Source organism: Nocardiopsis sp. NPDC050513, assembly GCF_044457925.1.
Lineage (GTDB): Bacteria > Actinomycetota > Actinomycetes > Streptosporangiales > Streptosporangiaceae > Nocardiopsis.
Window position 1 is genome coordinate 111,757 of record NZ_JBITHK010000003.1, and the last position, 23,370, is coordinate 135,126.

23 protein-coding genes are annotated in these 23,370 nt (G+C 73.2%); 10 read left to right on the forward strand and 13 right to left on the reverse strand.

Annotated elements, in window-relative coordinates; translation table 11 throughout:
- The first annotated feature begins 228 nt into the window (after window positions 1-228).
- Entirely contained in the window at window positions 229-1,665 is a 1,437-nt protein-coding gene (locus ACIBFB_RS05710; RefSeq protein WP_397226650.1) for a trehalose-6-phosphate synthase, read from the forward strand.
- Between the two features lie 258 nt (window positions 1,666-1,923).
- Here the strand turns inward: ACIBFB_RS05710 and ACIBFB_RS05715 are convergent, their stop codons facing one another.
- Window positions 1,924-2,520: a GrpB family protein gene (locus tag ACIBFB_RS05715; protein ID WP_397226652.1), complete on the reverse strand. Its 597-nt coding sequence runs from the start codon at window positions 2,518-2,520 to the stop codon at window positions 1,924-1,926.
- A gap of 240 nt (window positions 2,521-2,760) precedes the next feature.
- Entirely contained in the window at window positions 2,761-4,008 is a 1,248-nt protein-coding gene (locus ACIBFB_RS05720) for a S8 family serine peptidase (protein WP_397226654.1), read from the reverse strand.
- Between the two features lie 229 nt (window positions 4,009-4,237).
- Here ACIBFB_RS05720 and ACIBFB_RS05725 point away from each other — a divergent pair, with 229 nt between their 5' ends.
- Window positions 4,238-4,522, forward strand: coding sequence for a DUF3263 domain-containing protein (locus ACIBFB_RS05725; RefSeq protein WP_358562142.1), 285 nt, complete (start codon window positions 4,238-4,240; stop codon window positions 4,520-4,522).
- Window positions 4,523-4,739: 217 nt separating this feature from the next.
- A complete protein-coding gene (otsB, locus tag ACIBFB_RS05730; protein ID WP_397226657.1) occupies window positions 4,740-5,567 on the forward strand; it encodes a trehalose-phosphatase in 828 nt (275 codons plus the stop codon).
- Here otsB and ACIBFB_RS05735 read toward each other — a convergent pair.
- Entirely contained in the window at window positions 5,536-6,570 is a 1,035-nt protein-coding gene (locus ACIBFB_RS05735; protein ID WP_397226659.1) for a serine hydrolase domain-containing protein, read from the reverse strand. The two genes, otsB and ACIBFB_RS05735, sit on opposite strands and share 32 nt — an antisense overlap.
- Window positions 6,571-6,737: 167 nt before the next feature.
- Here ACIBFB_RS05735 and argJ point away from each other — a divergent pair, with 167 nt between their 5' ends.
- From argJ to ACIBFB_RS05750, 3 genes are all read left to right on the forward strand, one after another.
- A complete protein-coding gene (gene argJ, locus ACIBFB_RS05740; protein ID WP_397226661.1) occupies window positions 6,738-7,895 on the forward strand; it encodes a bifunctional glutamate N-acetyltransferase/amino-acid acetyltransferase ArgJ in 1,158 nt (385 codons plus the stop codon).
- Between the two features lie 59 nt (window positions 7,896-7,954).
- Complete coding sequence (locus ACIBFB_RS05745; protein ID WP_397226663.1) at window positions 7,955-8,944, forward strand: RNA polymerase subunit sigma-70; 990 nt, start codon at window positions 7,955-7,957, stop codon at window positions 8,942-8,944.
- Between the two features lie 113 nt (window positions 8,945-9,057).
- Entirely contained in the window at window positions 9,058-9,498 is a 441-nt protein-coding gene (locus tag ACIBFB_RS05750) for a hypothetical protein (RefSeq protein WP_397226665.1), read from the forward strand.
- A gap of 112 nt (window positions 9,499-9,610) precedes the next feature.
- Here ACIBFB_RS05750 and ACIBFB_RS05755 read toward each other — a convergent pair whose 3' ends face one another.
- The 4 genes from ACIBFB_RS05755 to ACIBFB_RS05770 all read right to left on the reverse strand — a co-directional run bounded on the left by ACIBFB_RS05755 (window position 9,611) and on the right by ACIBFB_RS05770 (window position 13,630).
- Window positions 9,611-10,093 carry a nitroreductase family deazaflavin-dependent oxidoreductase gene (locus ACIBFB_RS05755; RefSeq protein WP_397226667.1) on the reverse strand — a complete coding sequence of 161 codons (483 nt, stop codon included), beginning with the start codon at window positions 10,091-10,093 and terminating at the stop codon, window positions 9,611-9,613.
- Window positions 10,094-10,104: 11 nt separating this feature from the next.
- Window positions 10,105-11,268 (reverse strand): FAD-dependent monooxygenase, encoded by a 1,164-nt coding sequence (locus ACIBFB_RS05760; protein WP_397226669.1) that lies wholly within the window; start codon window positions 11,266-11,268, stop codon window positions 10,105-10,107.
- Window positions 11,265-11,798, reverse strand: a complete 534-nt coding sequence (locus ACIBFB_RS05765; protein WP_397226671.1) for a TetR/AcrR family transcriptional regulator — start codon at window positions 11,796-11,798, stop codon at window positions 11,265-11,267. Before ACIBFB_RS05765 ends, ACIBFB_RS05760 begins: the two co-directional genes overlap by 4 nt.
- Before the next feature lie 227 nt (window positions 11,799-12,025).
- On the reverse strand, window positions 12,026-13,630 hold the full coding sequence (locus ACIBFB_RS05770; protein ID WP_397226673.1) for an MFS transporter: 1,605 nt from the start codon (window positions 13,628-13,630) through the stop codon (window positions 12,026-12,028).
- Between the two features lie 143 nt (window positions 13,631-13,773).
- Here ACIBFB_RS05770 and ACIBFB_RS05775 point away from each other — a divergent pair, with 143 nt between their 5' ends.
- Window positions 13,774-14,415, forward strand: a complete 642-nt coding sequence (locus ACIBFB_RS05775; protein WP_397226675.1) for a TetR/AcrR family transcriptional regulator — start codon at window positions 13,774-13,776, stop codon at window positions 14,413-14,415.
- A 133-nt stretch (window positions 14,416-14,548) separates the two neighbouring features.
- On the forward strand, window positions 14,549-15,799 hold the full coding sequence (locus ACIBFB_RS05780; RefSeq protein WP_397226677.1) for a low temperature requirement protein A: 1,251 nt from the start codon (window positions 14,549-14,551) through the stop codon (window positions 15,797-15,799).
- 132 nt (window positions 15,800-15,931) lie between these two features.
- Here the strand turns inward: ACIBFB_RS05780 and ptsP are convergent, their stop codons facing one another.
- The 6 genes from ptsP to ACIBFB_RS05810 all read right to left on the reverse strand — a co-directional run bounded on the left by ptsP (window position 15,932) and on the right by ACIBFB_RS05810 (window position 21,729).
- On the reverse strand, window positions 15,932-17,590 hold the full coding sequence (gene ptsP / locus ACIBFB_RS05785; protein WP_397227504.1) for a phosphoenolpyruvate--protein phosphotransferase: 1,659 nt from the start codon (window positions 17,588-17,590) through the stop codon (window positions 15,932-15,934).
- Between the two features lie 265 nt (window positions 17,591-17,855).
- Complete coding sequence (locus ACIBFB_RS05790) at window positions 17,856-18,896, reverse strand: zinc-dependent dehydrogenase (protein ID WP_397226679.1); 1,041 nt, start codon at window positions 18,894-18,896, stop codon at window positions 17,856-17,858.
- A 148-nt stretch (window positions 18,897-19,044) separates the two neighbouring features.
- Complete coding sequence (locus tag ACIBFB_RS05795) at window positions 19,045-19,488, reverse strand: PTS sugar transporter subunit IIA (RefSeq protein ID WP_397226681.1); 444 nt, start codon at window positions 19,486-19,488, stop codon at window positions 19,045-19,047.
- Window positions 19,478-19,786, reverse strand: a complete 309-nt coding sequence (locus ACIBFB_RS05800; protein WP_397226683.1) for a PTS lactose transporter subunit IIB — start codon at window positions 19,784-19,786, stop codon at window positions 19,478-19,480. Before ACIBFB_RS05800 ends, ACIBFB_RS05795 begins: the two co-directional genes overlap by 11 nt.
- Complete coding sequence (gene mtlA, locus ACIBFB_RS05805) at window positions 19,783-20,901, reverse strand: mannitol-specific PTS transporter subunit IIC (protein WP_397226685.1); 1,119 nt, start codon at window positions 20,899-20,901, stop codon at window positions 19,783-19,785. The genes ACIBFB_RS05800 and mtlA overlap by 4 nt, the downstream gene beginning before the upstream one ends.
- Before the next feature lie 66 nt (window positions 20,902-20,967).
- Window positions 20,968-21,729, reverse strand: coding sequence for a DeoR/GlpR family DNA-binding transcription regulator (locus tag ACIBFB_RS05810; RefSeq protein WP_397226687.1), 762 nt, complete (start codon window positions 21,727-21,729; stop codon window positions 20,968-20,970).
- A 317-nt stretch (window positions 21,730-22,046) separates the two neighbouring features.
- Between ACIBFB_RS05810 and pfkB the strand changes: the two genes are divergently transcribed.
- Together pfkB and ACIBFB_RS05820 are read left to right on the forward strand one after the other, a co-directional pair.
- Complete coding sequence (gene pfkB / locus ACIBFB_RS05815) at window positions 22,047-22,988, forward strand: 1-phosphofructokinase (protein ID WP_397226689.1); 942 nt, start codon at window positions 22,047-22,049, stop codon at window positions 22,986-22,988.
- 36 nt (window positions 22,989-23,024) lie between these two features.
- Entirely contained in the window at window positions 23,025-23,306 is a 282-nt protein-coding gene (locus tag ACIBFB_RS05820) for an HPr family phosphocarrier protein (RefSeq protein ID WP_397226691.1), read from the forward strand.
- The last annotated feature ends 64 nt before the right edge of the window (window positions 23,307-23,370 follow it).

A 23,370-nucleotide genomic window follows, 5' to 3' on the forward strand; every position in this document is an offset into this window, starting at 1 on the left:
ACACCGGGTGACCCGGAACACACGAACCCGCTCGTATGGTGAGACGTCCCCGGTCGGCGGCGTGGCCGCGGAGCCGCCGCGTTTCGTCGGTGTGACGTTCGCACGCGGTGGCCCGGCGCGCGTTTGGGCGCCCGGTCCACAGGCGAGACATTAGGGAACACCCCGCCCCGCACCCGCACCCCGCTCGCGGGCGGCAGATCCGATCCGCTCCACCGAGAGGACGAGTACGTGGACAAGGCGCAGATCCTCATCGCCTCCAACCGGGGACCCGTGTCCTTCGCGACCGCCGACGACGGCTCCCTGGAGCACCGCAGGGGCGGCGGCGGACTCGTGTCGGGGATGATCTCGGTGGCCTCGGAGATCGACGGCCTCTGGGTGTGCGCCGCCCTGTCCCCCGCCGACCGGCGCGCCGCGGCCGAGGCCCCCGGGGCACGCCTGGACCGGTCCCACGACCTGGGCGGCATGCGGGTCCACATGCTGGACATCCCCGAGGACACCTTCGCCGGCGCCTACACCGGCATCGCCAACTCGACGCTGTGGTTCACACAGCACATGCTGTACGACACCCCCGGCAAGCCCTCCTTCGGCTCCGGGTTCCGCCGGCGCTGGGAGGACTACGCCGCCTACAACAACGCGTTCGCGGAGGCCCTGGTGGCGGGGGCCGCCGACAACGCCCGGGTGGCGGTGCAGGACTACCACCTGGCCCTGGTGCCCCGCATTCTGCGCGCCCGCCGCCCCGACCTGCGGATCGCGCACTTCTCGCACACGCCGTGGGCGCCGCCGGAGTACTTCCGGATGCTGCCCGACCAGGTCGCCCGCGACCTGTTGGAGGGCATGCTCGGCGCCGACCACCTCGGGTTCCTCAGCCCGCGCTGGGCCGACGCCTTCCTGCGGTGCTGCGCGGAGATCCTGCGCGCCGACGTGGACACGGCCAAGCGCACGGTCGAGCACGGCGGCCGGGTGGTCGACGTGGGCGTGCACGCGCTGGGCGCGGACGAGGAGGGACTGCGCGAGAGCGCGGCGGACCCCAGGGTCGCGGCACGCCGGGAGACCCTGGAGGAGGTCGTCGGCGACACCCGGCTCATCGTGCGGGTGGACCGCACGGAGCTGTCCAAGAACATCGTGCGCGGGCTGGAGGCCTACCGCGAACTGCTCACCGGGCATCCGGAGTGGCGCGGGCGGGTCACCCACCTGGCGTTCGCCTACCCGAGCCGGGGCGACGTGCCCGAGTACCGGGAGTACACCGACGCGGTCCTGCGCGTGGCCAAGGAGATCAACGAGGAGTTCGGCACGGCCGAGTGGGCGCCGCTGGTGCTGGAGGTCAACGACGACTACCCGCGGTCGCTGGCGTCCTTCCAGATGGCGGACGTGCTGCTGGTCAACCCGATCCGCGACGGCATGAACCTGGTCGCCAAGGAGGGCCCCGTGCTGTCGGAGCGCGACTCGGTGCTGGTGCTGTCCCGTGAGGCGGGCGCGGCCGACGAACTGGGCGAGCACGCGCTGACGGTCAACCCGTACGACACGGTGGAGACGGCGGAGGCGCTGCACCGGGCGCTGTCGATGGGGCCGGACGAGCGCCGGAGGCGGCGTGAGCGGCTGCGGGAAGCGGCCGTGGCGCTGCCGCCGCGCCGGTGGTTCCAGGAGCAGCTGCGGGCCCTGGGCTGAGACGCCGGGCGCGCTGGCGCGGCCGGGGTCCGCGCCGGGAACGGGGCGGACGGCCGGGGTCCGGACCGGGGGCGGCGGTCGGTTCCGGGCGCCCGGGGCGGATCCGCGTCGGGGCGCGCCCGCCGTCGTGTGAGGGCGGGGAGCACCCCGGTCGCGGTGTCGCGGTCGGCGGACGGTGGGCGCGCGGGGGCCGCGGAGTGTGTCGGGACTGGCGGGGCGGAGGGCTCAGGGCGCGTCGGGTTCGGCGTGTTCGCCCCCTCAGCCCTGGTCGGGGCCCGGCGCTCCGGCCGCGGCGAGGATCTCCTCGATGACCTCGGACTTGGCGTCCGCGTAGTCCTGGATGCGGTCCCAGGTCCGTTCGGCCAGGTCGCGCTTGTGCGCCTCGTAGCGCGCGCGGGCGTCGGCGTCGGCGACGAGGTGGTCGCGGAACCGGCGCATCCGCTCGATCTCGGCGCAGCCCTCGGGGAACACGTGCAGGTTCAGGTTGACGTCGGGGCCCTTGAGGACCCGGTGTTCGTTCCAGTCGGGTTCGCGGATGACGAGGCTGTACCCCGCCGCCTCCAGGTCGGGGAGGTAGGCGGATTCGTCCGCGGAGTCGGCGACGACGAGCAGGAGGTCGACGCAGGGTTTGGCGGCCAGCCCCGGCACGGCGGTGGAGCCGACGTGTTCGAAGAGCAGGACGCGGTCGCCGAGCGCCGCGTGGACCCGCTCGGACTCACGCCTGAACAGGTAGGGCCACTTGGGGTCGTACTGGGACAGGTGCACACGCCCGCTGACGAGGTTGCGGTGCTCGGGACGGAGCCCGGCCACCGAATCGCCTCGCGAAGGCAACGGTGACGCTTCGAGGGGTGACATTCCACAAAGCCTTGTCCCCTCCGGTGCCCACGTCAAGACGGCCGAGCGTGCTTACATATGCACGCGCACGGAAGCCCACCCACGGTGTTCGACCTGGAACGATGGGCGATCACGTGGTGGTCGGTGGCGTTACGCCGAGGTCTCGCGCGGGCGCCGGGGAGGGCCGCCCCGGGGCGGTCGGAGCGATGTGCGGGCAGCACGAGGCGGCCGGGCCTCCCGATCGACCCGGCGGCCGACCGACTACCTCCCGCGCGGCTTGCGGCGGCGCCCGCCCCTGCGCCCGCGCCGAACGGGCTCCTCGGTCCGGTCCGCGCTCCGTTCGGCGGCGATCCCCTCTTCCTCCTCGCGGCGCCCCTCACGCACGCCGTAGGGGTCCGCGGTGGAACGGCGCACCCACACCACGGCCAGCAGGACGCCCAGCACCAGCACGGCGCCGACGCTGGCGAACCACGCCCAGACCGGCACGCGCGGGCCCTCGTCGGCCCGGTCGAGCAGGTCCTGGTCGATCAGCGGGTTCTCCTCGGCGACCCCCGCCGCCTGGGCGTTGGCCGTGGGCAGGTGGAGTGCGGGCAGTCCGTCCGGCCCCTCCTGGGAGCCGTCGACCAGGGCCTGGCGGAGCTGCTCGGCGTCCAGCTGCGGGTACTCCGAGCTCAGCAACGCGGCGGCCCCGGCGACCATGGCGGCGGCGTAGGGCGTTCCGGTCACCTGAGCCTCCCCGCCGTCGGGCGCGGTGGCGTCGAGGTCCGCGCCGGGCGCGGTGAGCTCGATCGCGTCGGGGGCGGGCGAGCCGGGGATCAGGGCGCCCTCGGCGTCGACGCCGCCGACGGAGAGCACGTTGGGGTCGTCGCCCCCGGCCGGACCCACGACCAGCACCCCGGCCTCGGCCGCCGCCGCGGTGGCTGCGCTCAGCTCGTCGTCCGCCGCGCCGGGGGTGCCGTTCCCACCGTTCGCGCCGTTCCCGTCGGTCGGCGCGGCCCCGTTCTGCGCGGGGGCCCCAGCGGCCCCGGAGACCCCGGGCAACAGGATGACCTGGACGCCCTCGTCGACCGCGCGGCGGACGGCGTCGGGCAGGGCGTCGTCGGTGGGCAGGACGAGGAGACCGGCCTCGGGCGCCACACCGAGGATGCCGCCCTCGGCGTCGCGCCCGTGTCCGTGGCTCGCGACCAGGGCCGCCAGGGCTGTTCCCTCGTCGAAGTCCCCTTCGTTGGCGCCGAACTCGGTGTCGACGCCGACGTTGTCGACGAGGTCGGGGTGGTCCTCGGGGACGGTGACGCCCGGGAGCGCGACGGTGGTGCTCATTCCCCGGGTGAGTTCCCACACCTCCTGGGCCCCGATGGAGACCAGTCCCCACTGTTCGGGGCGAAGGTCGGGCAGGCCGTCGGCCGCCGCCGGGACCGGCGCCAGCGCGAGCACGCCGACGACCGCGCAGACCCCCACGGTGCCGCAGCGACGCTTGCGTGTCCTGTTACGGTTGTTACCCCCGAGCACGACAGGCTCCCTCGAACGTTGCGGTCGGCGTTCCACGGCCCTCCCCAGGACCACCGCAATTCTGTCACGAGCACAGGATTCAGACGCGGACAAGTGGCCTGAGGGTGAGGAAACGCAACTGTATCTCCGGTGCCACTCCTCGCTTCCGCGCTCCTCAACCGGCATGTCGAGTCGCTAGCATGAGTCGCGCCGATCAGGACCATCCAATTTCCCGTCCAGGGGGTGTCCCATGCCGAATATCGGTCCGACCGAGGACGGCCAGTCGGCCCTCGCCGAACGCGAACAACGCATCCTCGCCTTCGAACGCCAGTGGTGGAAGTTCGAGGGCTCCAAGGAACAGGCGATCCGTGACGAGTTCGGGTTCTCCGCCACCCGCTACTACCAACTGCTCAACGGGCTGGTGGAACGACCCGAGGCACTCGCCTTCGACCCCATGACCGTCAAACGCCTGCGCCGGCTCCGTGCCGACCGCAGACGCCAACGCAACGCACGTCTCCTCGGCATCCAGCTCTGACCCCGCTCACGCCACCCGGTCACCCCGGCCCACCCTCCGCCGCGGGTGACCGTCTCCCCGACCGGCCGACGGTCCCGGGCGTGTCGCACGGGCGACCCCCTGGCGGCACCGCCCGCGGCCGGACGCCCTCCGGCGAGGGCACTGCCGGGCGGCGAGCGCCCCCCGGATACCCTGACGGCGCGAACGGTCCGCCCACCGCGACCCGAAAGGCACCCGCATGTCCCTGCCCCGACCGAGCACGGACGCCGGACGCGCCGCGCTCGCCTCCCTCCTCGCCGAGCCCGCCGAGGCCCTGGCCGCCTTCGACTTCGACGGCACCCTCGCCCCCATCGTCGACGACCCGCGCGCCTCCGCCCCCTTCCCCGGGATCGTGGAGCGGCTGGCCGAGCTCGCCGAGCGGATCGGCCGCGTCGCCGTGGTGACGGGACGACCCGCCGCCACCGCCGTTCGCCTGGGGAGACTCGACCGGGTGCCCGGCATCGCCGTCCTCGGTCACTACGGGGCCGAGCGCTGGACGGACGGCCGCGTGCTGTCCGCCGACCCGCCGCCCGGGGTGGAGCTGGTGCGGCGCGAACTCGCCGACCTGCTCGACCGCCTCGGCGCGCCCGAGGGCACGTGGATCGAGGACAAGGGCCGCTCCCTGGCCGTCCACACCCGCCGCGCCGCCGACCCCGACGGAGCGCTCGCCCTGCTGGCCCGACCGTTGGCGGCCCTGGCCGAGCGGGCGGAGCTGCGGGTGGAGCCCGGGCGGATGGTGCTCGAACTGCGTCCACAGGGTGTGGACAAGGGCGCGGCGCTGACCGACCTCGTCCGGTCGACGCGGGCGCGCACCGTGCTCTACGCCGGCGACGACCTGGGCGACCTGCCCGCGTTCGACGCGGTGGCCGACCTGCGCGCGCACGGCGTCGCCGGGCTGACCGTGTGCTCGTCTTCCGACGAGGTCACGGCCGTGGCCGACGCCGCCGACCTCGTGGTCCCCGGCCCCGCCGGACTGTGCGGCCTGCTCGCCGACCTCATGGCGTCGATCCGTGCGCCTGGGGCGTGAGCGCCGCCCGCGCCGCCGCCCGCAGCTCCCCCAGCCCCGTCCGGTCGCGCCCGAAGTGCACGGCGTTGGTGAGCACGCCGACGTAGCGTCCGCTGGCGGGGTGCATGAACAGGCTCGTCCCGGTGTAGCCGTTGTGGTAGACGACGCCCTCCGGGGTGATCAGCCACCCCAGCCCCCTCCACCGCCGCTGTCCGGCGTCCACGTGCGGCTGCCAGCTCTCGCGCACGAACGACGACGGCACCGGGCCGCCGCTGCCCTCCCCGAGCCGCAGGATCTCGCGGGCGAAGGCGCCCAGGTCGATCGCGGTCGTGAACGCCCCGGCGTGCCCGGCCACCCCTCCCATGAGGGCCGCCGCCTCGTCGTGCACGACCCCCCAGGTCGGGGCGGCCCCGGCGAGGCGGCACTCGGTCGGCGCCACGGAGGGCGAGCGCGGGAGCGGGCCGAAGGCCGTGGAGCGCATCCCCAGCTCGTCCCACAGGTCGTCCGCCAGGACGTCCAGGCGCACGCCGTAGCGGCGTTCCAGGAGCAGCCCGAGCAGGACGAACCCGCGGTCGATGTAGCGGTGGCGGCCGCGGTCCTCCAGCGGGTCGGCCAGGACCGCCTCCGCCAGGTCCTGTTCGGTGCCGACGTAGCGTTCCAACCAGGTCACCGGGTTGAGTCCGCTCGTGTGCGTGAGGATCTCGCGGGTGGTCACGACCCCGCCGGGGAGGTCGTCGGCGGGCAGGTATTCGGACATCGGGGCGTCGAGGTCGAGTACCCCCTCGGCGACCGCCTGACCCACCAGCGGCCAGGTGGCCATGACCTTCGTCAGGCTCGCGACGTCGTAGGACACGTCCGGCGCGGTCTCGGTCTCGCCGTCGATCCGCCCGACGGCCACGAACTCCCACATCCCCCCGGTACCGATGACCGCGGAGCCCCCCGGCAGCCACCCGGCGTCCACCATCACCTTCAGGACTCCGCGGATCCGCCCCCCGGTCTCCGTGAGCCAGTCACCGTCACGCACGACACGCCTCCCCCGTGGTGGTCACACTCTCGGCGGATACCCCGCCACCCGCGCATTGTCACACCAGACTCCGGTGACGCGCGGTACGAAACCCCCACGGGCGACGCCCGTAATGCCTCCTGGTCAGAGCACGAAGTAAGGTGTCGCCACGAGCTCGGAGGAGGACGATGAGCAGCCATACCCCCGTACCCGCCGGATTCCGTGGCGTCGCGGGCAACATCGGGATCAAGGACCCCAAGGACGACTTCTTCGCCGTGGTGTCCGAGGTCCCCGCGCACGTGTCGGCCGTGTTCACCAGATCCCGGTTCGCCGGGTCGAGCGTGGTGATCAGCCGCGAGGCGGCGGCGGACGGCCGGGCGCGCGGCGTCACGGTGATCGCCCGCAACGCCAACGTGGCCACGATGACCGGCGAGGCCAACGCCCGCGAGGTGCGCGAGCGCGTGGCGCGCGCGGCGGGCGTGGAGCCCGACGACGTCCTCATCGCCTCCACCGGAGTGATCGGCCAGCCCTACCCGATGGACAGGGTCCGGTCGTACCTGGACACGCTGCCCGCGGAGTTCCCCCCGGCCGACCTGGACCGCGCGGCGGCGGCGATGATGACCACCGACACCCACCCGAAGGCCGCCTCGGCCCGTGTCGGCGCGGCCACGCTGACCGGCATCGCCAAGGGCGTCGGCATGATCGAGCCGAACATGGCGACCATGCTGGCCTGGTTCTTCACCGACGCCGACATCGACCAGCCGGTCCTGGACGCGGTGTTCCGCCGGGTCGTGGACCGCACGTTCAACGCCCTGAGCATCGACACGGACACCTCCACCAGCGACTCGGCGGCGATCCTCGCCAACGGGCTCGCCGGTCCGGTGGACGTCGCCGGGTTCGAGGAGGCGCTGAACGGGGTGGCCCTCGAACTCGTGCGGATGATCGCCTCCGACGGCGAGGGGGCCAGCAAGCTGATCGAGGTGCGCGTCACCGGCGCGCGCGACGGCGCCCAGGCCAAGCGGATCGGCAAGGCGGTCGTGAACTCGCCGCTCGTGAAGACGGCGGTGCACGGCGCCGACCCGAACTGGGGCCGGGTGGCGATGGCGGTCGGCAAGTGCGAGGACGAGACCGACGTCGAGCCGGACCGCGTGCGGATCCTCTTCGGCGACGTGGAGACGTTCCCGACCGAGGCCACCGACGAGGTCCTGGCGCGCGCCGCCGAGCACATGAAGGGCGACGAGGTGGTGATCTCCGTGGACCTGGGGATCGCCGACGGGGCCTTCACCGTGTACGGCTGCGACCTGACCGAGGGCTACATCCGGATCAACGCCGACTACACGACCTGACCCGACACGACCGGGAGCCCTCCCCGCCGGGCGGGCTCCCGCCCAGGAGCGGAGCGAACGTGCCCGACGTCCACCTCATCGACGACGAGGCCGCCTTCGCCGACGCCGCCGAACGCCACCGCCACGAGCTGCGCGTGCACTGCTACCGCATGACGGGCTCCTTCGCCGAGGCCGAGGACATGGTGCAGGAGGCGCTGCTCCGCGCCTGGCGCAACCGCGCCACCTTCGAGGGACGGTCCACGTTCCGGGCCTGGCTGTACAAGATCGCGACCAACGTGTGCCTGGACGCCCTGAGCCGTCGGCGCCGGCACCCGGAACCCGACGCCGCGACGCCGCACGGCTCGCCCTTCCGCGAGGTCACCTGGCTCCAGCCCTACCCCGACGATCTGCTGGACCGGGCCGCCTCCGAGGAGGAGGGGCCGGAGGCGCGGGCGATCTCCCGTGAGACCGTCGAACTCGCCTTCCTCGCGACCCTCCAACACCTGCCGCCGCGCCAGCGCGCCGTGCTCGTCCTGCGCGACGTCGTCGGCTGGCCCGCCGAACAGACGGCCGCCGCGCTGGAGATGACCGTCCCCTCGGTCAAGAGCGCGCTCCAACGGGCCCGGGTCTCCCTCAGACAGGTCCTGCCGCCGCGCCGGTCGGACTGGGGCCCGGCCACCGCGCCCACCGAGGACGAGCGGCGCGTCCTGCGCCGGTTCGTGGAGGCGTCGCAGAACGCCGACCTGGACGCGTTGGCCGAACTGCTGCGCCAGGACGCGCGGCAGACCATGCCTCCGGCGTCGCTCGTCTACGACGGGCGCGAGGCGATCCTCGACCTGTGGCGTCCGGTGCTCACCGGGGACCGGGCGTGGGGCGCGTGGATCTCGGTCCCCCTGGCCGCCAACCGCCAGCCGGCCGTCGCCAACTACACGCGCGCCCCCGGCGAACGCGCGTACACGGCGGTCAACGTCGACGTGCTGCGGATCGAGGACGGCCTGGTCGCGGAGATCACCACGTTCGGCCCGGAGATCCTGCCCGCCTTCGGTCTGCCGCCGACCCGCGAGCGGTAGGGGATTTCCCGTCCGGGACCGATTCCTTTTCCCGGGACCTCCGGTCATACGGGTGACAGCGCGGCGGCGGCACCGGGCCGACGCGCGCGGAGGACCCAGGAGAGGCGACAGCCATGACCGAGTACACGACGACCGCGACCCCCGACCCCGCCCTGAGCGCCCTGGACCGCCTGGTGGGCACCTGGCGGGTCAGCGGAGGCGCCGAGGGCACCGTCACGTTCCGGTGGATGCCCGGCCGGCACTTCCTCCTCCAGGACATCAGCCTGGTCCAGTACGGCACCGACATCGTCGGGATGGAGGTCATCGGCCGGGAGAAGCCGTTCGGCGCCGAGGAGCCGAGCGCCGACGTCAGGTCGCGCTTCTACGACGACCAGGGGAACACCTTCGACTACGTCTACGAACTGGAGGGCGACACACTCACCATCTGGGCCGGGGAGAAGGGGTCGCCCGCGTTCTACAGGGGCGTGTTCAGCGCGGACGGCGACACCGTGAGCGGCCCGTGGACCTACCCGGGCGGGGGCGGCTACGAGTCCTCCATGACCCGGATCGGCTGAGGACGGCCGCGCCACGTGCCGGGCCCGCCGGGGCCCGGCACGTGCGGGGCGAGGGGCCCGTCGGCCGGGACCGCGTCAGCGGACGTGGGCGCCCCGGTCGGACGGCGGTCGTTCACGACGGGCGGGGGCTGAGTCGGACGAAGGGCAACCGTCGCCCGACCTCGCGGTAGTCCTCCTGGCTGCCGTCGACGGAGAAGCCCATGAAGCGCACGAGCCTGCGTGCCGCCGTGGGGTGGCGGGGCGCGTAGCGGGCCATGAACGCGCCGCCCTCCTCCGCCCCGAGGGGGTGGGCGGTGACGGGGACGGTGCGCAGCCCGACCCGGATGCTGCTCTCGGGTGTGGCCAGGAGGTTCTGGTACCAGGCGGCCTTCGGGCCGAATCCTGAGCAGACCACATAGCTGCCGTCCGTCCGGTCGTGTTCGACGACTTCGATGACGGCCTGGCGCCGCTTGCCCGACACGCGGCCGGTGTGGTTCAGCAGGAGGAGCCGGCCGCCGAAGAGCCAGCCCAGCCGCAGTCGGTAGAGGTGGATGGGGGCCCGGAACAGCAGGCGGCGGATGCCGGTCGGCGGTGCCGGGCGCTGGACGATCTCCATGGCGGTGCCCTTCAGACGCGGGTGAGGATGCTGGTGGTGTCGCCGTAGCCGCGGCGTAGCAGGCCGGTGAAGGCGTCGCGCAGCATGAGCCGGGTGACGGTGCTCTGGGCGGCGAGGCCGATACCGGTCTCCGGGACGAGGGAGCGGGCGAAGGCGCGGGCGCGCCGCTGGCGCCGGCGCACGGCGGGCCGCAACCGCGCTTCGTAGCTGCGCAGAGCGGCCCGGTGGTCGTCGTGCTGGTGCAGTGCCCGGGCCAGCAGGTAGCCGCCGGCCATGGCCATGGACGCGCCCTGCGCGGAAGCCAGGGTCATCGCTCCGCAGGCGTCGCCGACCAGGGCGATGCGGCCGTTGTGCCAGGACGGCATGGCGATCTGGGTGAGGCCGTCCATGAACAGGTCGTCCCGCGGCGCCTCGGCGAGCAGTCGGGACGTGAGCCAACCCATGTCCGCGAAGGCGCTGCGCAGTGCGCCGGGCCGCTCGGATCGCCGCGGGACGGACGGGTCGGCCGTGCGGTGGAGGAAGAGCGCGATCAGCTCGCCGGGCCTGCCGGTGGGATACAGGACCGTCTGACGGCCGGGCTCGCCGTAGTGGACGCGCCGGGGCCCGAGCCCGTAGACGTCCGGCACGGGATAGCAGGCCATCGCGTACCCCAGGTGCCGCGCGAACCGTTCCTCCGGTCCGAAGGCGAGCCCGCGGGTCGCCGAGTGCACCCCGTCCGCACCGACGAGCAGGTCGAAGCTCTCGTCACCGCCGTCGGCGAAGGTGACGTCGACGCCGTCGGCCCGCTGCCCGACGGCGGCGACGCGGTGTCCGTACCGGATCTCGACCTCGTCGCGCACGGCCTCGCCCAACGCCTCTTCCAGCGTGGTGTGCATCAAGGCGAGATACGGTCCGCGGATCACCTTCTCCAGCAGCCGCCGCTCGAGCCGGGCGGTGACCCGTCCCTCCCCGTCCACGTAGCAGATGCTGTCGGCCGGGAGCTGGTGCTCGGCGAGCCGATCGGCGATGCCCATACGCGCGGCCACGTCGTAGCCGGTGCCGAAGAAGTCGATGCCGTAACCGCCGAGCCGCCCGTGCGGCGCGCGCTCGACCACGACGGGGGTATGGCCCCAGTGGTGCAACCAGTAGGCCAGGGTGAGACCGGCGATCCCGCCGCCCGAGATCAGGACCTTCACGAGTCGACCCCGATCAGCTCGCCCAGCGCCGCCAGCGCGGGCTCGACGGACAGCTCCGCGTCCAGCAGGTGGTGCAGCACCATCCCGTCCAGCAACGCCGCCACCAGCATCGCCGCCCCCGCCCTTCGCTCGGCGGGCCAGTGGGGGTGCAGTGTCCCGAGCCAGTCGGCGACCTGGCCGCGCGCCTCCCGCAGCCCCTCCCGCAGCGCGTCGCCGAGCTCCGGCTGGCGTATCGCCCCCGCTATGAGCTCCACGGACAGCCGCACCACCCGCTCGTCGCCCGTGACCCGGGGCACCACGCCGCGCATCGCGTCGAGCGCGGACCGTGCGTCCGGTGCGGCCAGCAGAGCCTCGACGACGGGCGTCATCACCGTGTCGCCCGCACGCCGTGCGATCTCCAGGCGCAGGGCGGGCAGGCCGCCGAAGTGGTAGTGGATGAGCCCCACGTTGGCGCCGCCGCGCGCGGCCACGGCGCGGGTGGTGACGGCCGGCCAACCGCCCTCCGCCAGCAGGGCGAGCCCGGCTTCCACGAGTTCCTCGCGGCGGCGCCGACCACGAGCGGAATTTGCTCGATCGACTAAGTTAGTCATGTGACCAATTAACCACGCCGCACCGTGCGCGCGCAAGCGACACCGCGCCAGGAACAGCGGCGAGCGCGGCGTCATCGACGGCGTCCCCCGCCGACGGCCCGCACACGCGAGGGGCCCACCGGAGCGCGGACACCGTGTCGCGTCCCCGGTGGGCCCCTCGGCCAGCCCTACACGTGAACGGCCGGCGCCCCTCCGGCGGGCTCGCCCTCACCGGACGCGTCGCCGGTCGGACGGCCGGCCCGCATGAACAGCGCCAGCACGGCCGACGCCAGCATCAGCGCCGCGGCGATCCCGAACGCCAGGTGCAGCCCGTCCATGAACGCCAGGTGGCTGGCCTCGGTGACCGCGCGCACGGTCTCCGCCGACGCGCCCTCGGGCGGCACGGCGCCGCCCTGCGCCACAGCGCTCTGCATGCTCGTCAGCTCGGCCTCGGCCGGTTCGGCCAGCCCGGCGGCGGCGAAGTGCCCGGGCAGGGTCGCCATGATGCTCAACGACATCACCGCGCCCAGCACCGCCGTGCCCAGCGAACCGCCCAGCTGCATCGCGGCCTGCTGCACCGCCGATGCCACACCCGCGAAGCGCAGCGGCGCGTTGCCGATGATCGCGGCCGTGGCACCGGTCATGACCAGGCTCAGCCCCATGCCGACCAGGACGAACGCGACCGAGATGTAGGGGACCCCCGTCTCCCCGTCCAGCCGGGACAGCATGAACATCCCGGTCCCGGCCATCAGCAGACCGGCCGTCGTCGGCGGACGAGAGCCCACCCGGTCCAGCACCCGCCCGGCGATCGGCGAGGTCAGGCCCATGGTGGCCGTCATCGGCAGCAGCTGGAGCCCGGTCTCGGCCGGGGACATACCGCGCACGCCTTGGAGGTAGAAGGTCACGAAGAACAGCCCGCCCATGAGGCTGACCGCCATGCACGCGGTGAGCACCGCGCCGATGGCGATCGAGGGGTGGGCGAAGAGTCCCAGGGGGATGAGCGGGTCCCGGGGTCTGCGCTCCCACAGGACGAAGGCCGCGCCCACGACGAGGGCGACGGCGAGCGATCCCAGGGTGACCGGGGAGGCCCACCCCGCGGTCGGCGCCTCCACGAGGGCCCACACCAGCGCGAACATCGCCACGCTGAGCAGTGCGATGCCCGGGACGTCCATGCGGGCGCCGGGGTCGGTGGGCTGGTTCGGGCCGAGCAGCCACAGCGCCAGGACGACGGTCACCACGCCGACCGGCAGGTTGATGAAGAACACCGCCTGCCACCCGAAGACGCCCACCAGGATCCCGCCGACGATGGGGCCGCCCGCGGTCGCGGCGCCGATGAGGCTGCCGAAGACGCCGAACGCCCGGCCGAGCTTGTCCGGCGGGAAGGTGGCGCGCAGCAGGCCCATCGTGGCGGGCAGCAGCAGGGCCCCGAAGATCCCCTGGAGCATGCGGAAGGCGATGAGCATGACCACGCCGACCGACAGTCCGATCGCCACCGAGGAGAGCACGAACCCGACCACGCCCACCAGGAAGGTGCGGCGGTAGCCGAAGCGGTCGCCGAGCTTGCCCGCGGTGATGAGGAAGACCGCCAGGCCCAGCAGGTACCCGTGGGTCACCCACTGGAGTTCGGCCAGGGACGCCCCCAGGCTCTCGCCGATGGCGGGGTTGGCGACGGCGACGATCGTGCCGTCCAGGGCCACCATCATCACGCCGAACGCGATGGCGACCAGTGTCGACCACGGACTCTCCCGTAGTCGGGCCGCCCTCGACGCGGGCGGAGCATCCCCGAGTGTCATGTCTTCCCCCAGAATCTCGATCAATCGCGAGAGAGTCTGTCAGCGGCTGACAGTTTGCATCAACTGCTTTTCGACTGTGACTGACGTAATATCGCCCGTGCGGAACGCCGCGGGAGGGAGGAGCACCGGCAGTGGGAGGCGCCATGACGGACACGCACACGTCCGAGGCGGTGGGGCTGCGCGAGCGCAAGAAGGCACGGCTGCGCGAGAACCTGGTCGAGTCGGGGCTCCGCCTGTTCCTCGAACAGGGGTACCACGGGACCACGACAGAGGAGATCGCCGCCAGCGTCGGCGTCTCCCAGCGGACCTTCTTCCGCTACTTCGCCACCAAGGAGGAGCTCATCCTGGAGGCGGTGCGGGGCACCGACGCACTCCTGCTGACCGCGCTGCGCGCCCGCCCGGCCGACGAGCCCCCTCTCGTCGCGCTGCGCAACGCCGTACAGGACCACTGGTCCCTCATCGATCCGCGGACGCGCGACTTCCTGGGCCGCGCCGCCACCGTCCTCAAGGAGGATCCCGCGGTCGTCGACGCGATGATGGGCTACTGCCGCGGCCGCCAGGAGCGGCTCGCACTCGCCGTCGCCGAGCGCGCCGGGGTCGACCGCGCGACCGACCCGCGTCCGGACGTCCTCACCGCGGCCTTCCTCGCGGTGGTCGGGACCGCCCATGAGGCCTGGAGCGCGTCCGGCTCCACCGACCCCGGCGACCTGCTCGCGGCCATCCGCGACCGGCTCGACCTCGTTCCCGAGGCCGTCGGCGGCGACTGGGGCGCGCGGAGGGCCTGATCCGCACCGGGCAGGCCGCCGCCCGCGTGCCCCCGGCGGATCCTCGCCAAGGCCTGCCCAGCGGCGGGGAAAGTTCCGGCCAGGACGAACGCCGCCGCCGTTCCCCCCGGCGGGTGCGTGCCACCGTGAACGCGTGGCCGACGGAGACGACACGCACCGCCCGACCGGACCGCACCGGGCCGGAACCGGCCACGGCCGGTTCGTGGTCCCGCTGGTCGGCATGCGCCCCCGCGGCAGGGACGAGCCGCACCGCGCGGCCACGCCGCTGGAGCTGTTCTTCGACCTGTGCTTCGTGGTGGCGGTCGCCCAGGCGGGGGCCCGCCTGGTGCACGCGCTGGCCGAGGGCCATCCCGCCCTCGGCGTCGGCGGATACCTGGCCGTCTTCTTCGCGATCTGGTGGGCGTGGGTGAACTTCACCTGGTTCGCCTCCGCCTACGACTGCGACGACGTCCCCTACCGCCTGGCGACGTTCACCCAGATGGTCGGGGTGCTCGTGCTGGCCGCGGGGATCGACCGCGCCTTCGACGAGGGCGACTTCGGCGTGGTGGTGACCGGGTACATCATCATGCGGCTGGCCCTGACCTGCCAGTGGCTCCGCGCGGCCCGGGGCGAGTCCGGCGCGGGCCGCCGGACGGCGCTGCGCTACGCGGGCGGGCTGGCGGCGGTGCAGGCGGGGTGGGTGGCGCTGGTCCTCCTGCCCGACGAGGCGTGGGCGTGGGGCTTCCTGCCGCTGGTCGCCGCCGAGCTCGCGGTCCCGGCGATCGCCGAGCACCGGCAGCCCACCGGCTGGCACCCGCACCACATCGCCGAACGGTACGGCCTGTTCACCATCATCATGCTGGGCGAGTCCATCGCGGCGGCGACCGTCGGGGTGAAGTCGGGGCTGGAGGGGGAGGCCGGGTTCCCGACGCTCCTGCCGATCGTCGCGGGCGGCCTGCTCATCGTCTTCTCGGCGTTCTGGATCTACTTCGCCGTCCCCATCCACACCTACCTGGTCTCCGACCGGCAGGCGTTCGGATGGGCCTACGGGCACTACGTGATCCTCGGGGCGGCGGCGACCGTCGGCGCGGGCATCGAGGTGGCGGTCGAGCACACGACCGGGCACGCCGGCATTCCGGACTGGTGGGCGGGCGCGGCGGTGACCGTGCCCGCGGCCCTGTTCCTGGCGGCGGTGTGGCTGCTGCACGCCCGCCACTTCAAACGCGGGCCCGCCCAGCAACTGGTCCTGCCGGTCTCGGCCGTGCTCGTGCTGGCGTGCGCTCCGGCGGGCCGGTGGGGCGTCCTCCTGGCGGGCGTGGTGATGGCGTGCGCCGTGGCCCTCGGCGTGGTCCTGGCGTCGCGCCGACCGGACCCGTCGGCTCCCGGTCCCCCGGGAGGGCCCTGACCCGGGAAGGACGGGGACCGGAGACGACCGGGGGCGGCGGGTCCCTGGGCCCGCCGCCCCCGTCACCGCCCCATCGGTGGCACGCGCCTCTCCGGCTTCCTCACGGACGCCCGCCCACCGGGGGGCGGCCGGCTACCAGAGTTGGGCCTCCGTGTTCGCGGTGGCGCGCACCGCCTCCCTGGCGCGCTCGGCGCTCGACGCGGTCAGCGCGAGGTCGGCCAGAAGACGGCACTCCTCACGCGTGTGGTCGGCCAGCGCGTGGCGGACGGCCGGCAGCGCGGGCCCCGACATGGACAGGCTGCTCACACCCGCCCCCACCAGCACCAGCGCGAGCAGCGGGTCGGCGGCGGCCTCACCGCACACGCCCACCGGGCGTCCCAGCCGCTCCCCCGACCGGCCCACGGACGCCACGAGCGACAGAAGCGCCGGCTGCCACGGGTCGAGCAGGTCCGGCAGGGAGCCGAGCGTCCGGTCGGTGGCCATCGTGTACTGGGCCAGGTCGTTGGTGCCGATCGACACGAAGTCCACGTGCGGCAGCAGCCGGTCGGCCAGCAGCGCGGCGCCGGGGACCTCGATCATCACGCCCACCTCGCCGATGTCCGCCTCCCGGGCCAGCGCGGCGAAGTCCGCCGCCTCCCCGGGGGTGGACACCATGGGCGCCATCACCCGCGTCCGCGTACCCGTCGCGCGGATGGCGCGGGAGATCGCGGTGAGCTGGTCGGTCAGCAGACCGGGCTGGTCGCGCGCGGTCCGGTACCCGCGCACGCCCAGGGCGGGGTTGTCCTCGGGTCCGGTCTCCACGAACGGCAACGGCTTGTCGGACCCGGCGTCCAGGGTACGGACGGTGACCGTGCGGCCGGAGAAGGCGTTGAGCAACCGCGTGTAGACGGCGGTCTGCTCGTCGACCGTCGGCGGCTCGGCCCGGTCCAGGAACAGGAACTCGGTCCGCAGCAGCCCCACGCCCTCGCTGTCGAGCGCCGCCGCCTCGTCGGGGTCGCCCTCGCCCACGTTGAGCAGCAGAGCCACGGGAAACCCGTCGCGGGTGCGGCCCGGCCCCGTCGACTCCGCGAGCAGGGCGCGGCGGTGCTCGGCCCGGCGGCGGATCCGCTCGACCGACTCCGCGTCGGGTTCGACGTCGACGGTTCCCTTGTCCCCGTCCACGGCGACGCTGGTTCCGTCCCGGAGGCCGTCGGCTTCCCGGCACCCCACGACGGCGGGGATGCCGAGCGCGCGGGCCAGGATCACCGTGTGGCTGGTGGGGCCGCCGCGCCGGGTGACGATCGCCAGGACGCGGTCGGCGTCGAGCTGGACGGTGTCGGCGGGCGCGAGGTCGTCGGCGACCAGGACGTGGTCGCGGCCCGGGTCGGGAAGCCCCGGCATCGGCTCGTCGAGCAGGAGCGCGACGGCACGGTCGCGGATGTCGGCGAGGTCGGCGGCGCGCTCGGCCAGGTAGCCCCCGGCAGCGAGCAGCAGCTCCTGGTAGGCGCCGACGGCCGCGTGGACCGCCCAGGCCGCGGCCTCGCCCGCCTCCGCCCGCTCCCCGATCCGGCGGGCGAGTTCGGGGTCGCGGGCCATGAGCGCCTGCGCGGTGAGCACCGCCGCCCCGTCGCCGGTCAGTCCGGCGGCGCGGGCGTCGAGCCACTGGGCCACGCTCTCCAGCGCGGCGCGCGCCCGGTCCGCCTCGGCGGCGGGGTCCTCGACGGCGGGGGCGCGGTCCGGCAGCGTCGGCCGGTCGGCCATACGCGCCACGGGACCGACGGCCGCGCCGGGGCTGGCGGGGACGCCCGCCAGGCGGGAGGCGCCCGTGGGCGCGGTCCCCCCCGCGGTGGCGGCCTCCCCCGAGTCAGCCCCCGCGCGGGCCGCTTCCCGCGGGGTCGGTGTGTCTGGGGTCGGGTGGCCGGTCTTCGGCATCATCGCTCCTGGATCGGTTCGTCGATCGGTCTCGGCTCACCCCGGCCCTGCCTTCGGGCCGACGGGCGTGTGCGAATGCCTCGTACACAGCCAACCGCGAGCGGCGCCGGAACGCCAGTGGGGTGGGCCAGGGGAAGGATCCTCCTCACGGCTCGATGGTCACCTTGATCGCGGTGCCCGAGGCCACCGTCTCGATGGCCTTGTGCACGTCGGACAGCCCCATCCGCTCGGTGATGAGGTCGGAGACCGGCACGGCGCCGGTGGAGATCAGCTCCAGGGCGCGGCGGTTGTGGTCGGGGCTGGACCCGTTCGCGCCGAAGATCGAGATCTCCCGGTAGTGCACGAGGTTGGAGTCCAGCCGGATGATCGGGTTGTCCTTGGGCAGCCCGCCGAAGAAGCTGATCCGACCGCCGCGCGCGACCATGCGCAGGCCGTCCTCCTGGGCGCGGCCCGAGGCGGCGGCGGTGATGACGACGTCCGCGCCCCGCCCCTCGGTCAGCCGCAGCACCTCGGCGACGGCGTCGGTCTCCTCGCCGCAGATGGCGGCGTCCGGCTGGACGATGTCGGCGGACATGTCGAGGCGTCCCCGGTTGATGTCCACCAGGTACACGCTGGAGGCGCCGCGGGCGCGGGCCAGCCGGACGTGCAGGCAGCCGATCGGACCGGCGCCCATGACGACGACCGTGTCGCCCTCGCCGACCCCGGCGATCTCCTGGCCGTTGAGCACGCAGGCGAGCGGTTCGGCCACGGACGCCTCGGCCATGCTCACGTTCTCGGGGACGCGGTTGACGCCGTCGACGGCCAGCACGGCCTCGGGGATGACCATCTGCTCGGCGAAGCCGCCGTCGAAGTGGTAGCCCATCGACTTCTGGCGGGAGCACACCGGCATCCGGCCGGAGGCGCACTCGTGGCAGTCGCCGCAGGGAATGGCCGCGATCACCTGGACCCGGTCGCCCACGGACCAGCCGGAGACGCCCTCGCCCACCTCGTTGACCACGCCGCTGATCTCGTGGCCGATGACGCGCGGCGGGTCGATGTGGTGGTGGCCGTGGCGCGAGATCTTCACGTCCGTGCCGCAGGTCGAACAGTTGGCGACGTCGATCCTGAGCTGGCCCGGACCGGCGGTCGGCTCCGGGGCCTCCTCCAGGCGGATGTCACCGGGAGCGTAGAAACGTGCGACGAGCATGCGAGGGCCTTTCTGGTGGTGTCGGGCCGCGCGCCGAGGACGGCGGCGCGCGACGCCGGGGTGCGTGCGGCGGGGCGGCGGCCCCGCGGTGCCTCGGACCGGGGCGGACCAGATCTGCTGGTCCGCCCCAGGCGGGTCGGGCGGTGCCTCATCCGTCCCGTTCGGGGCTCAGCAGCGCGAGCACCTCGGACGGGTCGGTGACCGAACGGAGCCGGGCGGCCCGCTCGGGGTCGGTGAGCACCGACGCCAGGGAGGAGAGCACGCCCAGGTGCTCGTCACCGGAGGCGGCGATGCCGATGGCGACGTACGCGGTGGACCCGCCCCAGTCGACCCCGTCGGGGAACTGGACGAAGGCCAGCGCGGTCTCCTTGACCAGCGAGCGCGAGGCGTCGGTGCCGTGCGGGATGGCGATGCCCTCGCCCACGAAGGTGGAGATGGAGGCCTCGCGCTCGTGCATGGCGGGCACGTAGCCGGGTTCGACCGCGCCCAGCTCGACCAGCAGCGCCCCGCACTGGTCGACGGCGTCGGCCCGGTCGGCGGCGGTGCGGCCCAGCCGTACGGCGTCGGCGGTCAGGGCCAGTTCAGTCGGCAAGGGTCCCACCGTCCCGGATGGCCTGCTCGACCTGGGCGAAAACCGGGTCGCCCAGGTACATCTGGAAGGCGATGACGACCTTGCCGGGCACCCGGGTGCGGGCGCGGTCGGCCAGCCCGGTGTGGCACAGGACCAGGTCGGCGTCGTCGGGCACCCGGTCCACCGGCGAGTGCGCGACGGACACGCCGTACGGCTTGAGCGTCCGCTTGAGCTGGGAGGTCAGCAGGACGCTGCTGCCCATCCCGGCGTCGCAGGCGACGATGACCTTCTTGACGTCCGAGCCTTCGATGCTGCTCATGATGCGCTCTCCTTGTTCGTTTCCGTCTCGGCCGCCGCGGCCCGCGCCTTCTGGGCCTTCTCCGCCTTGCGCTCGGACCGGCCGAAGCCGAGCAGAACGGAGGCGATGGCGAAGGAGACGACGGTGGCGACCGCGACGCCCGCCAGGACGGAGACGTGGTCACCGCGCGGGGTGACGGCCATCAGGGCGATGATGCTTCCCGGCGAGGGGGTGGCGATCAGACCGGCGTCCATGATCAGGAAGGTGAACAGACCGGACATGCCGCCGCCGATCGCGGCGAGGATCAGCTTCGGCTGGGCGAGGATGTACGGGAAGTAGATCTCGTGGATCCCGCCGAAGAAGTGGATGAGGATCGCGCCGGGCGCGGTGGCGCGGCTGATCTTCGGCCCGAAGAACATGCAGGCCAGGAGGATGCCGAGACCGGGACCGGGGTTGGTCTCGATGAGGAACTCGATCGCCTTGCCGCTCTCGGCCACCCGGGCGACGCCCAGCGGCGCCAGCACACCGTGGTTGAGGGCGTTGTTGAGGAAGAGGACCTTGGCGGGTTCGACGATGATCGACACCAGCGGCAGCAGGCTCATGTCGATGAGGAACTGCACCCCCGCGCCGAGCGCCCGGGTGACGGCGCCGATGACGGGGCCGACCGCGTAGATCCCGGACACCGCGAGCAGGCCCGCGAGGATGCCCGCGCTGAAGTTGTTGACCAGCATCTCGAAGCCCGTCGGGATGCGCGGCTGGACCACCTGGTCGAACTTCTTCATCAGGTAGGCCGCGAGCGGTCCCATGACCATGGCGCCGAGGAACATCGGCATGTCCACGGCGACGATGACGCCCATGGCCGCGACCGCGCCGACGACACCGCCCCGCTTGTCGTAGACCAGGTGCCCGCCCGTGTACGCGATCAGCAGAGGAAGGAGGAAGGTGATCATCGGCCCGACGAGCGCGGCCAGGGTCTCGTTGGGCACCCAGCCGGTCTCGATGAACATGGCCGTGATCAGGCCCCAGGCGATGAAGGCGCCGATGTTGGGCATCACCATGCTCGACAGGAATCCGCCGAACCGCTGGACGCCTGAGCGTACCGACGCCATTTTCGTTGTGCTCTGCTGTGATGACATGGGGGACCTCCTGGGAGGTGGGCCGGCGGGGTGTCCGCGCCGGGTCGAATCTGTGGCTGGTCGGGTTCAGACCGTGAGAACGGTGGGGCCGGCGGATTCCAACTCGTCCGCGAGCCCCTCGGCGAGACCGGTGTCGGTGATGATCCGGTCCAGGTCCTCGACGCCCGCGAAACGGGCGAAGTGGTCGTTGCCGACCTTGGTGTGGTCCGCGAGGAGGACGGCGCGCCGGGACGACGCGATCATGCTCCTCTTGACCTCCGCCTCCGCCGCGTCGGGCGTGGTCAGCCCGCGTTCGACGGAGATTCCGTTGGTGGCCATGAACGCCACGTCGACGAAGGACTCGGCCAGCGAGCGCAGGGCCCAGGTGTCGACGGTGGCCTGTGTGCGGGTCCTCAGCCGACCGCCGAGCAGCATCAGGGTGATGTTGGTCCGCGGTGTGAGCGTGAGGGCGATGGAGAGGGAGTTGGTGACCACGGTCAGTTCGCGGTCGTCCGGCAGCTGTTCGGCCAGACGCCCGGTGGTGGACCCGGCGTCGAGCAGGATGGCGCCCTCGGCCGGAAGTTCCGCCAGGGCGGCTTTGGCGATCCGCTCCTTCTCCTCGGTGAGCACGGAGTCACGCACGTTGAGCGTGGGCTCGAAGCCCAGCCGCTCGACGGGGATCGCGCCGCCGTGGACCCTCCGCAGGACCCCGTGGCGTTCGAGTGCCGTGAGGTCGCGCCGGATGGTCTCGTAGGTGACGTCGAACTCAGAGGCGAGCCCCGTCACGTCGACCCGGCCTTCTCGGCGGGCGCGTTCGAGGATCACCTTCTGGCGCTCTTCCGCGTACATGTGGGATCACCTGTGTTTCGGTGTGGTTTTCAGTGAGTTTAGCTGTGTTGCCCAGGACACACAAGGGGCATCTCCTTCAAATATCCCAACAACCGCAACGCGAGGGAAGGTCCGCCGCGACCGCCGGCCACGGCACCAGCCCTGCGAAGATGACCTGGAGCGATGACGACGTCAGGACGCGTTCACCCGCCGGACGCACCGCGCGCCAGCCCGCGTGATCCCCGGGTGACACTCTTGACATACGCAACCAAACACACATACTCAAAGGTATACCCACAAGCCACACTGGGCCGGGCACAGACACCGGAGAGAGAGCCATGATCCTGACCCTCACGCCGAACCCGAGCGTGGACCACACCCTGGAGGTGGACGGCCTCGTTCGCGGCGAGGTCCTGCGGGTGAGCGCGACCCACGCGCAGCCCGGGGGCAAGGGCGTGAACGTCGCGCGGGCGCTGCTCGAAGCGGGTGTCCCCGCCCGCGCGGTCCTCCCCGTCGGTGGAGGCGGCGGCGCCGAACTCACCGCCCTCCTCGGCGACCTCCCCCGGGTCACCGTCCCCATCGCGGGCGAGACGCGCGCCAACATCGCCGTCACCGAGGCCGACGGCACCACCACCAAGTTCAACGCTCCCGGCCCGGTCCTGTCGGCGGCCGAGACCGACGCCCTCCTCGACGTCCTGGAACAGGAACTGTCCCAGGACCCGGACTGGATCGTGGCCTGCGGCAGCCTCCCCTCCGGCGTCCCCACCGACCTGTACGTCCGCGTCGCCGAACTCGCCTCCTCCTACGGGGTCCCGCTCGCCCTGGACACCTCCGGAGAACCGCTCGCGAAGGCGGCGCACGCGGGCAGGGTGACCCTGCTCAAGCCCAACCTGGAGGAACTCGCCGAGCTGACCGGCCGCGACCTGCCCACCGTCGGCGCGGTCGTCGAGGCCGCCCGCGAGGTCCTCTCCTGGGGGAACGAGACGGCCCTCGTGACATTGGGCGGCCACGGGGCCATACTCGTGGACGCCGAGCGAACCTGGTGGGCGCGCGGTCCCCGGGTACGCACCCGCAGCACGGTGGGTGCGGGCGACTGCGCTCTCGCCGGCTACCTCAGCGAGAACGGCCTGCCCGACAAGGGGCTGGGCCGCGCCGTGGCCTGGGGGACGGCCGCCGTCTCCCTCCCCGGCACGAGCATCCCGACACCCGACGTCGTGGCCGCGCACGAGGCCACTGTCGTGGCCGATCCCGATCGACGGCGGCGGATCGACGAACTGTGAACCGCTCCGCCACCCAACGACCAGAGAAGGACTGACATGCCTCAGCGCACCGTGACCGTCGGCTCCCACCTCGGACTGCACGCCCGGCCCGCGGCCCTCTTCGTGCAGGCCGTCAACGAGACGGGCCTGCCCGTCACCATCGCCCGCGACGGCAAGGACCCCGTGGACGCGCGCAGCGTCCTGGCGGTCATGGCCATGGGCGCGGGCCACAACGAGTCCGTCACCCTGTCCTGCGACGACGCCGACACCGCCGAGTCCGCCCTGGACACGCTGGCGGAGCTGCTGGCCTCCGACATGGACACCGCGCCCTCCGCCTGACCTCGCGGCCAGGTTCCTCCGACCCGGGGCCTCCCCGATCCGCACGGCGTGTCACCGTGGGGGA

Coding starts and splice junctions, on each gene's coding strand:
- ACIBFB_RS05715 (WP_397226652.1), bottom strand. CDS start 2,520: ATGTCACCCCTCGAAGCGTCACCGTTGCCTTCGCGAGGCGATTCGGTG.
- ACIBFB_RS05725 (WP_358562142.1), top strand. CDS start 4,238: ATGCCGAATATCGGTCCGACCGAGGACGGCCAGTCGGCCCTCGCCGAA.
- otsB (WP_397226657.1), top strand. CDS start 4,740: ATGTCCCTGCCCCGACCGAGCACGGACGCCGGACGCGCCGCGCTCGCC.
- argJ (WP_397226661.1), top strand. CDS start 6,738: ATGAGCAGCCATACCCCCGTACCCGCCGGATTCCGTGGCGTCGCGGGC.
- ACIBFB_RS05750 (WP_397226665.1), top strand. CDS start 9,058: ATGACCGAGTACACGACGACCGCGACCCCCGACCCCGCCCTGAGCGCC.
- ACIBFB_RS05755 (WP_397226667.1), bottom strand. CDS start 10,093: ATGGAGATCGTCCAGCGCCCGGCACCGCCGACCGGCATCCGCCGCCTG.
- ACIBFB_RS05770 (WP_397226673.1), bottom strand. CDS start 13,630: ATGACACTCGGGGATGCTCCGCCCGCGTCGAGGGCGGCCCGACTACGG.
- ACIBFB_RS05775 (WP_397226675.1), top strand. CDS start 13,774: ATGACGGACACGCACACGTCCGAGGCGGTGGGGCTGCGCGAGCGCAAG.
- ACIBFB_RS05790 (WP_397226679.1), bottom strand. CDS start 18,896: ATGCTCGTCGCACGTTTCTACGCTCCCGGTGACATCCGCCTGGAGGAG.
- ACIBFB_RS05800 (WP_397226683.1), bottom strand. CDS start 19,786: ATGAGCAGCATCGAAGGCTCGGACGTCAAGAAGGTCATCGTCGCCTGC.
- mtlA (WP_397226685.1), bottom strand. CDS start 20,901: ATGTCATCACAGCAGAGCACAACGAAAATGGCGTCGGTACGCTCAGGC.
- ACIBFB_RS05810 (WP_397226687.1), bottom strand. CDS start 21,729: ATGTACGCGGAAGAGCGCCAGAAGGTGATCCTCGAACGCGCCCGCCGA.
- pfkB (WP_397226689.1), top strand. CDS start 22,047: ATGATCCTGACCCTCACGCCGAACCCGAGCGTGGACCACACCCTGGAG.
- ACIBFB_RS05820 (WP_397226691.1), top strand. CDS start 23,025: ATGCCTCAGCGCACCGTGACCGTCGGCTCCCACCTCGGACTGCACGCC.